A 13,884-nucleotide genomic window follows, 5' to 3' on the forward strand; every position below is an offset into this window, starting at 1 on the left:
TGCAGCTGGCGAAATTAACAACGATTAACTCGTCAGGCCGGTGCACCTGCACCAAGAATGCAGGCGTCTACACTGCATCCATCCACCGGGAACGCTCCCATCGACTACGGATATCTGTCATGGCCCGACTCGAGCAATACGCCCCACGTTTGTCCGCCACTGGCGGCCTGTGCCCCCGGCGCGAACGAATCGCCAAGCAACTGATCCTCGCCAACCTCGGCGAAAGCCTGGCCATCGCCGACCTGGCCCAGGCCTGCGCCTTGTCGCGCAGCCACTTTTCCCGCGCATTCAAATGCACCACCGGGCTATCACCCCAGGAATGGATCCGCCAGCAGCGCATCCAGCGTGCCAAGGAGTTGATCACCGGTTCGTCCTTGAGCCTCACGCAAATCAGCCTGGAATGTGGTTTTTGCGACCAGGCGCACTTCTGCCACATGTTCACGCGCAGCGAAGGCGTGAACCCGATGACCTGGCGAAACCACCAGTCGCGCCACAAGCCTTTGGTAATCGCCGCCTAGTGGTCTTCACGCACCTGGAATATGCTGACCCATCTTCGACTCCGGAACCTGGGCAGCCATGACTGACTTGAGCGACCAGGCCGTGCACTTCGGCCCCTACCGTGTCCACCCGCGCCAGCGCCTGGTGCTGGAGGCCGGCCGCCCGCTGCGCCTGGGGCGGCGGGCCGTGGATATTCTGCTGGTCCTGCTGGAGCAGGCCGGCAATGTGGTGAGCAAGCAGGAACTGATCACGCGGGTCTGGCCCAAGACCGTGGTGGAAGACGGCAACCTGCGGGTGCACATGGCCGCGTTGCGCAAGGCACTGGGCGATGGCCAGGCCGGGCAGCGCTATATCGTCACGGTCGCTCAGCGCGGCTACAGTTTTGTTGCGCCACTGAGCATCGAACCGATGACGCTACCCACAGGTGGCATGCCCCAGCGCCCGAGCCATAACCTGCCGTTGCGGCGTACCCGAATGATCGGCCGCCAAGCCCTGATCGACGCCCTGGTGCAGCAACTGCCGCAGCAGCGCTTCATCACCCTGACCGGCGCCGGTGGCATCGGCAAGACCACCGTGGCCCTGCGCGTCGCCGAGTTGTTGATCGGGCACTACCGTGACGGCATTCATCTGCTGGACCTGGCGCCGCTCAGCGCAGCCTCGATGATCCTGCCCAACCTCGCCGCCCTCCTCGACCTGACACCCGCTGCGAATGCACCGCTGGTCAGCTTCGCCCGTAGCCTGCAGGCACGCCAGATGTTGCTGGTGATCGACAACTGCGAACACTTGCTCGACGACATCGCCCTGATCAGCGAAACCTTGTTGCGCCATGCGCCGCACCTGCACATCCTCACCACCAGCCGCGAAGCCCTGCGCGCCGACGGTGAATATGTGCAACGCCTCGAGCCGCTGGCCTGCCCGCCCGCCACCGGCAACCGCGCCCAGGCCCTGGGCTACCCGGCCATGCAATTGCTGATCGAGCGGGCCATGTCCCATCAGGACAGCTTTGCCCTCAGCGAAGCTGAACTGCCCTTGGCCATTGATATCTGCCAGCGCCTGGACGGCATTCCCCTGGCAATTGAACTGGTGGCCGCGCAAATCGAGCGTTTTGGTTTGCAGGGGCTGCTGGTACAGATGGAAGACAATTTCCGCCTGCTGACCCGCGGGCGGCGCAGCGCCCTGCCGCGCCAGCAAACCCTGCGGGCCACCCTCGACTGGAGCTTTGACCTGCTCGGCGAGTGCGAAAAAACCTGCCTGCGCCGCCTCGCGGTTTTTCGCGCAGGCTTCAGCCTGGCCAGTGCCGCAGCGGTGATCGCCGGGGAAACGATCGCACCCGCCGAAGTGCTGGGCTCCATCACGCAATTGGTGGCCAAGTCTTTGTTGAATGTGGAGGCCGGCGATGACGAGATGGTGTATCGCCTGCTGGATATCACCCGTACGTACGCCCTGGAAAAGCTCAGCCTCGCCGGCGAATTGCCAGCCACCCGAGAGCGCCATGCGGCCCGCTGCCTGGCGCTGATGGAGCAGGCCCGGACCGACTGGGAACTGCTTGCCACACAGCCTTGGCTCGACCGCTATGCACCACTGCGCGAAGACGTGCGCGCCGCGCTCGACTGGGGCTTTGCCGAGGACGTCGGGCACTTGCTGGCCATCCGCCTGACGGTCAGCGCAATGCCCCTGTGGCAGGAATTGTCATTGTTACGTGAGCACGGTGGCTATGTGGACAAGGCACTGGCGCTGATAGGCCAGGTCGACACGCCCTGCACGCAATTGATCCTTCAATTGCAATTGGCCTTGGGCAGCCTCTCCTACCACGCGATGGGCGCTGCGCCGCGCACCATTGCAGCCTTTGTCAGTGCCGAACGCCTGGCCCTGGCACACCGGGACGTTGCAGGGCAACTGCGTGCGGTCTCCGGGCAAATGGCTGTAAACCTGTGTGCCGGGCGCTATGCCCAAGCACTGCAACAAAGCCTGCAGTTTGATCGCCTCGACCCGCGCACCGAACCCTTGCTGGAACTGAGCGCCCAACGACTGCGCGCACTGGCCCAGCATTACACCGGGGACCAGGCGCTCGCCCGACACAATGCCGAGCAAGTGCTGCAGCGCATGAGTCACAGCGGCCATGTGAACCGCTTCGCCCATGGTGTCGGGGTGCAATACGATCAAAGCGTGGCGTCCTTGACCCTGCTGGCGCGGATCCTGTGGTTGCAAGGGTTTCCCGATAGTGCCTGGCGTACCGCCAGCCAGGCGCTGGAGCTGGCCCTGCAAATCAATCATGGCACCTCGATCTGCTACACCCTGGCCCTGGCCGGGGTCGTCATCGCCCGCTACAACGGCGCCGAAGACGATGCGCAAGCCCTGCAAAGGCTACTGCTGGAACAGTCGCACAAGCATTCGGCGCAGTTGTTCCAGACCTGGGCCGGGCATTACGCCGGTATCCTGGTCGACCAGGATTTGCAGGGACTGGGACTGATCGAGGACACCCTGATCACATTCGGCGCCGACGAAGTCGATGAAGCAGCCTTTGAACGCGCACGCACAGGCTCTGCGGGCTGGTGCGCGCCTGAAATCCTGCGGGTCTGTGCCGAACAGCGGGTGCAACGGGGCGACAGCCGCGCCGCTGAAGCCCTGTTGCTCGAAACCCTGGGCCTGGCGCACCAGCAAGGTGCCTTGGCCTGGGAACTGCGCTGTGCGACTTCCCTGGCGCAACTGTGGCAGCAGCAGGGGCGCTTGCAGGCCGCTCGGGACCTGCTGGGTTCAGTCTACGGGCGATTTACCGAAGGCTTCACCACCCGCGACTTAGTCCGCGCAGGCAGCCTGCTCGACGAGTTGCAGGACAAACGGCCGGCCTGAAAAAGCGCCCATACATGGCTCGTAGCCCTGCTGTAAACGCTCGACCTGACGCGGGTCACGCAGTTGCGCCAGGGCATAGCTGCGCACGCAGTTGAGCAGGCGGTAGCGGTGCTGCGGGCCTAGCCCAGGCTCGACGCTCAGCAGCGAGACATTGACCAGGCGCGCCAGCAGATAGGTCAGGTCGGCGTGCTCAAGCTCGGTCCCGCTCACCAGCTCGCTCAAGGCAGGCAAGGTCACCGCCCTCTTGAACAACCCCAACTGCAGGAACAGCCAGCACTCCGGCAGGCTCAGACGTTCGTAGCTCCAGTCCAGGGCAGCAGTCAGTGATCGATGGTGTTCCACCGCCGTGCGGCGCCCGCGGGTCAACGTCTGCAGCCCCGTGCGCAATTGTTTCTGCACACCGCTGATGCCCAATGCGTCGACCTGGGCCGCCGCCAATTCGAGAGCCAACGGGATACCGTCCAGGCGCCGGCAAATATCGCGCAGCGCTGCCAGATCCTGATGCCGTAATACAAACCCCTGCTGGCCGGCACAAACCCGAGCGATGAACAGCTGCACCGAGGGACAGGCCATGGCCTGCTCGACACTGCTCAATGCCGACGGGGACGGCACGGCCAGCCGCGGCACGCGCAGCACCCACTCGCCGGGGGACAGCAAGGCTTCGCGGCTGCCAACCAGCACGCTGATGCCGGGCGCCCGTTCGCGCAATGCACGCACCAGCTTGCGACACGCGCCCAGCAGCAGGTCGGCACCATCGAGTACCAGCAGCAACTGGCGCGAGGCCAATTGGCGGCACAGCTCATCAAGGCGCTCGCAATCCTGCAGTTGCAATACCGTGGCGAGACTGCCGAGCAGTTCGTGGGGTGCATGCATGCGGGTCAGGTCGACCCACCACACCCCGTCGCGATAGCGGGGCAATACCCGCTCGGCCAAAGCCAGGGCCAATGTACTTTTGCCAATGCCGGCCATCCCGGTGAGCGTCAACAACCGGTGCCCGGGCAATCGTCGCGCCAGCACCCGCACAAGCTCATCGCGGCCACATACCGGGCTGAGCCGCGTCGCCAGGTTGTGCTGTGGCAGTAACGTCGGCGCCGAGCCTTGCACGGGGGCGACGAAACAGTAACCGCGCTGGGGGTGATTGAGGATCAGGCGTGGCCCGTCGAGCGCACGGCGCAATGCGGCAATGTGCACGCGCAGGTTATTGTCCTCGACGACGCTGTTGGGCCAGACCCGCTGGATCAAGGTCGCCTTGCTGATGAATTGCCCAGGCGCTTCGAGCAGCACCGCGAGAATATCCAGGGCGCGTCCGCCCAGCGCCACCGGCAGGCCCGCCTTGCTGACCAGGCGCTGTTGCCGATGAAAAGTGTAGGGGCCGAAGCTGATCGCCGCAGAGTTGTGCATGTCCGCTAAAAGCGCTGGAACACCCGTGCTTGAGTGCCTGCGCGTCCTTTTCCATGGGCTCGGCGTTATCTTGCCAGCTGGCGATGACAGGGCAATGCTGGCACGGGGAGCGACACGGACAATCGAGTGCCCTGGACGGACATTGTGTCGTTAACTGAACTGTTGTCGGTATTGGGTAGGGTTCAGGCCAAGCTTTTCACTGAACAGAAAGCGCATATGCCGCACGCTGCCGAAGCCTGCGTGGAACGCCACGGTCTTGAGCGGCAGGTCGGTGGTTTCCAACAGGTGCCGGGCACGGTCGATGCGTGCGCCCTGCAGGAACGCCATGGGCGTCATCTGCACGTCCTTGGCGAACAGTCGCGCAAAATGCCGTGCACTCATACCGGCCAGCTCGGCCATGGACTCGATGGTAAAGGCTTGTTCCAGGTGCGCCAGCACATGGTTCTGCACGCGGGTGATCGCGGTTTCCTGGGGCGCCACGGCGGCGGTCATCGGGCTGAACTGGGCCTGACCGCCCTGGCGCTTCATCACTACCAGCAGCACCTTGGCCACATCCACCGCCACTTGCTTGCCGTGGTCCTGGGCAACTACCGAGAGGGCCAGGTCGATACCGGCGGTGACGCCGCCCGAAGTGATCAGGCGTCCGTCCTGCAAGTAGATGCGATCGGTCTCGACAATGGCGTTGGGGAACGCCTTGATCAACCGCTCGGTGTAATGCCAGTGGGTGGTCACGCGGTGCCCGTCAAGCAAGCCTGCGTGCCCGAGCACGAAGGCGCCGGTGCAGATCGAGCCGAAACGCCGGGACCGTGGCGCCGCTGCTTTGAGCCAGGGCAGCAGCGCGGGATGGCATTCGTTATAGGCGCCCGGGCCGCCCGGCACCAGCAGCAGGTCATAGGCGCCATGGTCCTGCTCCAGGAGCAAATCGGTCTGTACCATCACCCCGTTGGAGGCCCGCAGCGGACCGGGCTCAGTGCCAATGGTCAGGATCTGATAGTGGTCGGCTGTCGGCAGGTAGCGGTTGGCAATCGAAAACACTTCCAGCGGCCCGGCCATGTCGAGCAGCAGGAAGTCCGGGAACAGCGCCATGGCCACGGTTTTCATAAGCGGGGAAAGTCCATTGAACAGAAATTCGGCGGCCATTATGGCACGACTTTAAATGTCAACCAGAGAGAGACAGTTATTCTATTTTCAGCTCGTTAATGAATAATTCGATAACCATTAATCTTCTCCTCACCCAAGCGCCCTGCATCTCGCAGCCCGCGCTCACTTGAGGACTGGACCATGCTGACCCTTCGCAAAGCTTCCGAACGCGGCGCCGCCAATCACGGTTGGTTGAAGTCGTTCCACACCTTCTCTTTCGCCAACTACTGGAACCCCAACGAACAGGGTTTTTCCGACCTGCTAGTGATCAACGATGACCGCGTCGCCGCCGGCAAGGGCTTCGGCCAGCACCCGCACCGCGACATGGAGATTTTCTCCTATGTGCTCGAAGGCGCCCTGGAACACAAGGACACCCTGGGCACCGGCTCGGTGATCCGCCCTGGCGATGTGCAGTTGATGAGCGCCGGCAGCGGCGTGGCCCACAGTGAGTTCAACCACAGCCAACGCCTGGGGGTGCACTTCCTGCAAATCTGGATCGTGCCCAACGAGGCCGGCGCCAAGCCGCGCTATCAGCAGGAGCACTTCAGTCAAGCGCAGAAACGCGGGCGCTTGCAGTTGATCATCTCCCCGGACGGCGCCAATGGCTCGCTGAACGTTCGCCAGGATGCACGGGTGTATGCCGGGCTGTTCAACGGCGACGAAAGCACCCGCCTGGCGCTGGCGCCGGATCGCTACGCCTACGTTCATGTGGCGCGCGGCAGCGTTGAACTCAATGGGCAACGCTTGCAGGAAGGTGACGGTGTGCGGGTGCGTGATGAGCGCCAGCTTCGCCTGAGCCATGGCGAAGACGCCGAGGTGCTGGTGTTCGACCTGCGCCCCAATGAACTGCCGCAGATGCCGTGAGACTCGCAGTGATGGTCCGGCAAGGACCATCGCTGGCATCGATAGTCACCATCAGCGCAATGAAGTTCTCTTAAAAAATCCAACGCGTAACATCAAACCCATGCCAAACGGCACCCAACCAAGACACTCGGAGCACACCATCATGAAACGCCAACTCTTGCTCAGCCTCGCTTTCTCGGTACTCGCTGCAAACGCTTTTGCCCACCCGGTAGTCGCTGAAGGCGGCTCGGACCGCCTGATAGAAACCCGCGTTGCCGAAGGTGGTGCGGATCGTTTGCAGGAACGTGGTTTGGCTGAAGGCGGCGCGGATCGCCTGCAGGAACGTGGCCTGGCTGAAGGCGGTGCGGATCGCCTGCAGGAACGTGGCCTGGCTGAAGGCGGTGCGGATCGCCTGCAGGAACGTGGCCTGGCTGAAGGCGGTGCTGACCGCCTGCAGGAACGTGGCCTGGCCGAAGGTGGTGCCGAACGTTTGCTGAGCACCCACGTATAACCCCGCTCTGTTGGCGGGACACCCCAAACCGGCCTGATCAGCCGGTTTTTTTTCGTCTGCGATTTGCATGGATATCGCAAAATCCTGCATCGCCCTACGCTAACCACGATGCGCAGCGAGCCGCTCTTGATCTGGCTTTTGATCTCAGGCGCCCCGTTAAACCACGCTGGCCGGAATTCGACAGGGATTTGGGGGGTAAACCGGCAGGGATGCCGGTTTAGCCGCCCCGCGCCATGGATGGCGCGTGGCGGCGGCCCCCCAAATCCCTGTCGGATTACGGGCACACCGAGCCTGGGCGAGGTGCCGAGTGGTGGGGCAAGAGCGTTTGGTTACTTTGCGCTTTTCAAAGTGACCCGCTGTAAAAGCGGAACCAATAGTGGCCGTTACCCCAGGAATGGATATGTACTCGGTCTGATCCAACACCCTGGTCGGCTGTCAGGCCGCCATCGGGGGCAAGCCCCCTCCCACATTTGGACCGAGACCATCAGTTAGATACTGGTCGGCTGTCAGGTCGCCATCGGGAGCAAACCCCCTCCCACATTTGGACCGAGAACATCAGTTAGGCACTGGTACCGTCGGCAAGGCCCCCTTGAGAGTAAAAAGAAACCGCAGCAAAACAATGTGCATATTAGAACCCGATTTGCGCTTTTCCCATGTAATAAGTCATTTGCGGACCTACCCTAGCCGATCCCGCACCTTTACAGTGCTGCCATTGATCCACTGTCGAGTAGTTTCATGAATCTCTGGTTTCGATTACTGCACATGCTGTTGCGCCGTCCCTGGCGCAAGCCGGTACATGGCCTGGACACCACGGTGGTACGCATGCGCGTCTGGCCGCTGGACCTGGACCTCAACCGGCATGTCACCAATGGCCGGTACTTCACCCTGGCGGATGTGGCGCGTATGGATTTTGTCTTGCGCACGGGCGCCTTCCGTGTGGCGCTGCGTCACAAGGCGGTGCCGATCGTGGGCGATACCTGGGGCAAGTTTCGTCGAGAGTTGAAGCTGTTCGAGGTCTTCGAAGTGCACACCCGCATGCTCGGCTGGGACCACAAGTGGAGCCTGATGGAGCACCGTTTCGTCAGTAACGGCCGAGTGATTGGCGTGGTGGTGATACGTGGCTTGTTTCGCTCCGCAAAGGGCACCCTGCCCCCGGCGGAATTCGTGCGCGAACTGGGTTTGAACGAAACCTCGCCGCCGATGCCGCAATGGCTAAGCAATTGGGCGCGCAGTTGCGATGAGATGAGTGTGCAACTGAGGGATGAAGAGCAGGTTTGAAAACATCTGTTGGGCCACACCTTATGTCTGGCGCTTGAGCTTCAAATGCCGTGCATACCACGGCCGTTTTGGTACGCGCTTGAACAACCCTTCGAGCAGTTCCTCATCGGCGCCAAAGGTGATGCGCAGGGCCAGCTTCATGATTTCCGGGTCCATTTCCATCGAGCGCCCCTGTTGCAGCCCCGGTGTGGTGCTGCAGCCGTGGGTGTCCGGGCCCAGCCATGGGTCGCCCACCTCCACCCAGCGGCCCGGTGCAAACCAGGCCACGTCGTTGACCTTCATCCGCGTTACCTCGCCTGGGTTGAACCGTTCGTGGGCACGGAACCAGTCTTCGATGCGGTCGTCGATCCAGCCATGGAAATGCCAGAACACCGGGTTTACATGGGATGAAAACGGATCGCCGAGGAAGTCGTTTTCCGGCGCATACCAGCGCGCCGCAAAGTCCGCAGGGTCACGGGCGAACGGCACCGGCGCACCGTTGGACGGGTCGCGTGGCACCGAGGCCCAGCGCATGTGCAGCCAGTCATGCAGGCCCAGTTCCATCTCCGAGCCCAGTTGGCCCAGGGTCAACTTGGCCAGGTAACGCGGATCGCGGTATTGGGATTCCCAGACCTGGAAGTTGCTGTGGTAGGTCTCGGCCGCCTTGATATCGCTGACCCACTGGGTGTAGTCGGCGTCATCCGGCGCCGACCAACAAGGGGGCAGCGCAAAGCCGTCGTGGTTGTCGAAGTACCGCACAAAACCCAGGCGATCACGTTCCAGTGCCGGTTGCGGTTCGGGGAATTGCGGCCATGAGGGCAAATCCTGCATGGAGCGCGCGGTGCCGAGCATATGGCGGTGCATGAAGAAAAAGTCGATGCCCGAACCGTTGCGATCCTTGCGTTTGCCTCGGGCGTCGCGCTCCTGGCCCCGGGGCCCGGGTTGCCAGCCGATGCCGCGCAGGGCCTCGCGTTGTTCTTCGGAGAGCTTGTGCCACCGATCACGGCTGGCGTGCCAAAGTTGGTGAAACAGCCGGTGTTCGGGAGACACCAACCAGGCCAGCAAGGTCGGATTCAGGCCAATGCGCTGGCGGGCTTCGGGAAACAGCTGTTTGTGGGCGATGAAACGGTTGTCGCGTTCGGTCAAGGCCAGGGGGCGCGCCAGGTCGAGAATCTGCCCGCTCAGGGTGCCGCTGCCGGCATTGCCGAAGTCGGCCCAGACTTCATCGAGGGTCATCTTGAACTCATAGGCGGGTACGCCGGCCTGCGCATCGCGGTCGATCAACCGCCAATAAAGCACGGCGCCATCGCCGGTGAGCAGATCACCCAATACGCGGTAGCGCGGCTCGCCGTCGGCGCGCAGGTTCTCGGCGGTGTCCAGGTAACCACGCAGGCCGCGGCCACGCGGGGCGATGTCGAGCAGCAGTTCCAAGCCTTGCAATGGCAAGCCCTTGAGCCCGGCATCGCGGCCTTCCAGACGCAGGCTCCATACGCCGCGCAGGGTGTCCGCCAGATGCTGGCCCTGAATATCGGCAAGGTCGACCGTGGCTTCGCCGGGGGTGATGGGCAACTCTTCCCGCGTCAGCTCGCGATGGGCGTAGAAGGCCGCCGGCACGGCCGCGCCGGTCAGCGCCAGGCCTGCGATGAACCCACGTCGAGAGATTGTCATTGTCTACCTTAGGAAACGGCTTAATCAGAGCTAGAACGTTTGCAGCCCGCTGAAATTTACCGCCGCGCCCCTCCACCTAAATTTCCCCCGTCATCGCTCGTTCTTTCTTGATAGCAAAGGCCTCAACTGACTGAGATGGCAATGACAAAATCACGTTCGAAAAAGGCGCTGTATATCGGCCTGCCGTTGGCCCTGGCTATCGGCGCCGGGGCCGGCTTTCTGGTCTGGGACCAGTGGTTCAAGGGCAACGCCGGCTACTCGCTGGAGGTGATCAAGCAAGCCAATGAAATGCAGGATCGCCTGTTGTCGTTTGACAGCCATATCACCGTGCCCCTGGATTTCGGCACGGCGGGCAATGAGGCCGACAGGGATGGCAGCGGCCAGTTCGACCTGGCCAAGGCAGCGCGGGGTCGATTGTCCGGCGCGGCGCTGACGATCTTTGGCTGGCCGGAAATCTGGAGCGGCCCCAATGCCCCGCACAAGCCCACTGACGGTTTTGTCGAAGAGGCCCGCCATGAGCAGGAGGTGCGCTACAAGATCATTTCCGGCATGGTCCGCGACTTTCCCAACCAGGTGGGCATCGCCTACACCCCGGACGATATGCGGCGCCTGCACGGCGAAGGCAAGTTTGCAATTTTCATCAGCATGCTCAACGCCTATCCCCTGGGCAATGATCTGAACCAGCTCGACCTGTGGGCCGCACGCGGCATGCGCATGTTCGGTTTCAGCTACATCGGTAATAACGCCTGGTCCGACTCGTCGCGCCCGTTGCCGTTTTTCAATGATTCGACCGACGCCCTCGAGGGCCTGTCGCCCATCGGCCAACAAGCGGTGCACCGCTTGAATGACCTGGGAGTGATCATCGACGTGTCGCAGATGTCGACCAAGGCCCTGGAGCAAGTCGCGCAATTGAGCCGCACGCCGATGGTGGCGTCCCACTCGGCGCCACGGGCGTCGGTGGATATCCCACGCAACCTCAGCGACAAGGAACTGCAACTGATCAAGAACAGCGGCGGCGTGGTGCAGGTGGTGGGCTTCCCCGCGTACCTGCGCCCCTTGAGCCAACCGACCCAGAACAAGCTCAACGCCCTGCGCGCACGCTTCGACCTGCCACCACTGCCCAACCTGGCCATGGCCTTGATGCCCGGTGACGCAATCATTGCCGCCTGGCCCGAGCAACGCTTCGGCCAATACGCCAGCGCGCTGTACGCCATCCTCGAGGAAGAACCCAAGGCCACCCTCAAGGACCTGGGGGACGCCATCGACTACACCGTGCGCAAGATCGGCATCGATCACGTGGGCATCGCCTCGGACTTCAACGATGGCGGCGGCCTCAAGGGCTGGGAGAACGTCGGCGAGGTGCGCAACGTCACCGCAGAGCTGATCCAGCGCGGCTACTCCGAAGCCGATATCGCCAAGCTGTGGGGAGGCAACTTCCTGCGGGTGTGGGACCAGGTACAAAAAGCCGCCAAACCATTGGCCAACCGCTAATCACCACGAAGTAAGTCCATGACCGACCGCCGTACATTTCTCAAGCAGGCCGGCGTCTTTGCCGCGAGCCTGCCGCTGGGCACCGCATTGCTACCCCAGGCAGTGGCAGCCGTTACGAACGACCCATGGACGGGTTTGAAACAGCTGTTCAACCAGGACCCGGATTACCTGCACCTTTCCAACTTCCTGGTGGCCTCGCACCCCAAACCGGTGCGCGAGGCCATTGAACGCTACCGCATGCAAATCGACCGCAACCCCGGGTTGGCCATGGACTGGGACCTGCAGGAAACCTGGAAGCGTGAAGGCCAGGTGCGCGAATGGGCCGGCCGCTACCTGAATGCAACCCCTGCACAGATCGCCCTCACCGGCAGCACGTCCGAAGGCCTGGCGATGATTTATGGCGGGATCAAGGTACGGCCGGACCAGGAAATCCTTACCACGGTGCATGAGCATTACGCCACGCAGAACAGCCTGGATTTTCGTGTGCTCAAGCAAGGCACCCAGGTGCGTCGTATCCACCTGTTCGAGAACGCCGCCCAGGTATCCGTCGACGAAGTGATGGGCAATATCAAGCGCAACATCCGCCCCAATACCCGCGTGCTGGGTATGACCTGGGTGCAATCGGGCAGCGGCGTGAAACTGCCCATCGGCGAGATCGGCCAACTGGTGAACGAACATAACCGCAACCGTGACGACAACGACCGCATCCTCTATGTGGTCGACGGCGTACACGGCTTCGGCGTCGAGAACCTCGATTTCCCGGACATGCATTGCGACTTCTTTATCGCCGGCACCCACAAATGGATGTTCGGCCCGCGCGGCACCGGCCTGGTGTGCGCCCGCGAGGCCGAAAACAAATACGTCACACCGATGGTGCCGACTTTCTCCGAGGACAAAGACTTCGCCACCAGCATGACGCCAGGTGGTTACCACGCCTTCGAACATCGCTGGGCCGCCGACGAAGCCTTCAAGCTGCACCTGCAGTTGGGCAAGGCGCCAGTGCAGGCGCGTATCCACGCCCTCAACACCGAACTCAAGGACCAGTTGCTGGCCCACCCGCAGGTCGAACTGGTCACGCCGCGCAGCCCTGAGCTGTCGGCGGGTTTCACCTTCTTTCGAGTCAAGGACCAGGACAGCGACGAGGTGGCGGCCTACCTGATGAAAAAACGCGTGGTGGTGGACGCAGTTGATCGTGACGTCGGCCCGGTGATTCGTACCGCGCCCGGCCTGCTCAACAGCTCGGATGAGATCCAGCGCTTCGTGACCTTGCTGAGCCAACGGCCATGACCCTTTTTCCCTTTGGACGAGATGCCCGCATGACCCCATCCCGACTCACCCCCCTGACCGCCCTGGCGCTCACCGCCCTGTGCGGCGCGCTGGCGCCGAACCTGGCCCAGGCCGCCGCGCCGCAACCGGGCAAGGTATTCAAAGACTGCAAGGACTGCCCGGAAATGGTGGTATTGCCTGCCGGCACTTTCACCATGGGCACGCCGGAAGGCGAGGTCGGCCGCGAGCCCGACGAAGGCCCGATGCATCCTGTAACCTTCGCCAAGCCGTTCGCCATGAGCCGCTTCCATATCACCGCCGCTGAATGGGACAGCTACGTGCGCCAGACCGGCGTGAAGATCGCCAATGGCGACGACCGCCCCGGACGCGAATGCATCGCCAGCAAGCCGCGCTATCCTCAAGGCCCGCGCCAGCCGGCGGTGTGCATGGACATGGACGACATCAAGCAGTACGTGAGCTGGCTGTCGAAGAAGACCGGCCAGCAGTACCACATGGTCAGCGAAGCCCAACGCGAATACGCCGCTCGCGCCGGCACTACCGGCCCGTTCCCCTTCCCGTTCGACGAGGGCAAGGGCTACAGCATCGCCAAGCACGCCAACACCTACGGCCCGGCGGACGGCTACAGCTATTCATCGCCGGTCGGCAGCTACCCGCCGAATGCGTTTGGCATGTATGACATGCACGGCAATGTGTATGAGCGGGTAGCTGATTGCGAACATCCAAACTACATCGGCGCACCGACTGATGGCAGTGCGTGGGTGGAGCCAAACTGTGAGGGATACCAGATTCGCGGCAACGACTGGGGTGAGGCACCGGTGTTTTCGCGCTCGGGCAACCGCAACACCATCTACCCGGATACTCGCGGGGACTGGCTCGGATTCAGGGTCGTTCGCGATCTCTGATCCAGGCCGCCTTACCCACCAATACAGAACGAAAGC

General features: G+C 62.7%; 11 protein-coding genes. 8 read left to right on the top strand and 3 right to left on the bottom strand.

The window, feature by feature from the left end; all coding sequences use genetic code 11:
• Positions 1 to 119: 119 nt before the first annotated feature.
• Both TU73_RS04890 and TU73_RS04895 read left to right on the top strand, forming a co-directional pair.
• Positions 120 to 518 carry a helix-turn-helix domain-containing protein gene (locus TU73_RS04890; RefSeq protein WP_043051491.1) on the top strand — a complete coding sequence of 133 codons (399 nt, stop codon included), beginning with the start codon at positions 120 to 122 and terminating at the stop codon, positions 516 to 518.
• Positions 519 to 576: 58 nt separating this feature from the next.
• Positions 577 to 3,348 (top strand): ATP-binding protein, encoded by a 2,772-nt coding sequence (locus tag TU73_RS04895; RefSeq protein WP_057011232.1) that lies wholly within the window; start codon positions 577 to 579, stop codon positions 3,346 to 3,348.
• On the opposite strand, the gene TU73_RS04900 is transcribed toward TU73_RS04895, so the two are convergent.
• Both TU73_RS04900 and TU73_RS04905 read right to left on the bottom strand, forming a co-directional pair.
• Complete coding sequence (locus tag TU73_RS04900; protein ID WP_057011233.1) at positions 3,295 to 4,749, bottom strand: ATP-binding protein; 1,455 nt, start codon at positions 4,747 to 4,749, stop codon at positions 3,295 to 3,297. The two genes, TU73_RS04895 and TU73_RS04900, sit on opposite strands and share 54 nt — an antisense overlap.
• A gap of 150 nt (positions 4,750 to 4,899) precedes the next feature.
• Positions 4,900 to 5,850 carry a GlxA family transcriptional regulator gene (locus tag TU73_RS04905; RefSeq protein ID WP_057011234.1) on the bottom strand — a complete coding sequence of 317 codons (951 nt, stop codon included), beginning with the start codon at positions 5,848 to 5,850 and terminating at the stop codon, positions 4,900 to 4,902.
• Positions 5,851 to 6,030: 180 nt separating this feature from the next.
• Here TU73_RS04905 and TU73_RS04910 point away from each other — a divergent pair, with 180 nt between their 5' ends.
• From TU73_RS04910 to TU73_RS04920, 3 genes are all read left to right on the top strand, one after another.
• A complete protein-coding gene (locus tag TU73_RS04910; RefSeq protein WP_057011235.1) occupies positions 6,031 to 6,753 on the top strand; it encodes a pirin family protein in 723 nt (240 codons plus the stop codon).
• A gap of 142 nt (positions 6,754 to 6,895) precedes the next feature.
• Complete coding sequence (locus TU73_RS04915) at positions 6,896 to 7,243, top strand: hypothetical protein (protein WP_057011236.1); 348 nt, start codon at positions 6,896 to 6,898, stop codon at positions 7,241 to 7,243.
• 735 nt (positions 7,244 to 7,978) lie between these two features.
• Positions 7,979 to 8,521, top strand: coding sequence for a thioesterase family protein (locus TU73_RS04920; protein WP_057011237.1), 543 nt, complete (start codon positions 7,979 to 7,981; stop codon positions 8,519 to 8,521).
• 21 nt (positions 8,522 to 8,542) lie between these two features.
• Here TU73_RS04920 and pvdP read toward each other — a convergent pair whose 3' ends face one another.
• Positions 8,543 to 10,168, bottom strand: coding sequence for a pyoverdine maturation tyrosinase PvdP (gene pvdP, locus TU73_RS04925; protein ID WP_057011238.1), 1,626 nt, complete (start codon positions 10,166 to 10,168; stop codon positions 8,543 to 8,545).
• A 141-nt stretch (positions 10,169 to 10,309) separates the two neighbouring features.
• On the opposite strand from pvdP, the gene pvdM reads away from it, so the two are divergent.
• Genes pvdM through pvdO form a run of 3 tightly spaced genes read left to right on the top strand, consistent with a single transcriptional unit; the run spans position 10,310 to position 13,848 of the window.
• Positions 10,310 to 11,659 carry a pyoverdine-tailoring dipeptidase-like protein PvdM gene (gene pvdM, locus TU73_RS04930; protein WP_057011239.1) on the top strand — a complete coding sequence of 450 codons (1,350 nt, stop codon included), beginning with the start codon at positions 10,310 to 10,312 and terminating at the stop codon, positions 11,657 to 11,659.
• Between the two features lie 18 nt (positions 11,660 to 11,677).
• A complete protein-coding gene (gene pvdN, locus TU73_RS04935; RefSeq protein ID WP_057011240.1) occupies positions 11,678 to 12,946 on the top strand; it encodes a pyoverdine-tailoring periplasmic protein PvdN in 1,269 nt (422 codons plus the stop codon).
• 29 nt (positions 12,947 to 12,975) lie between these two features.
• Complete coding sequence (gene pvdO / locus TU73_RS04940) at positions 12,976 to 13,848, top strand: dihydropyoverdine dehydrogenase (protein WP_057011241.1); 873 nt, start codon at positions 12,976 to 12,978, stop codon at positions 13,846 to 13,848.
• Positions 13,849 to 13,884: the final 36 nt, after the last annotated feature.

This window comes from Pseudomonas libanensis, from assembly GCF_001439685.1.
In the GTDB taxonomy this organism is placed as follows: Bacteria; Pseudomonadota; Gammaproteobacteria; order Pseudomonadales; family Pseudomonadaceae; genus Aquipseudomonas; species Aquipseudomonas libanensis.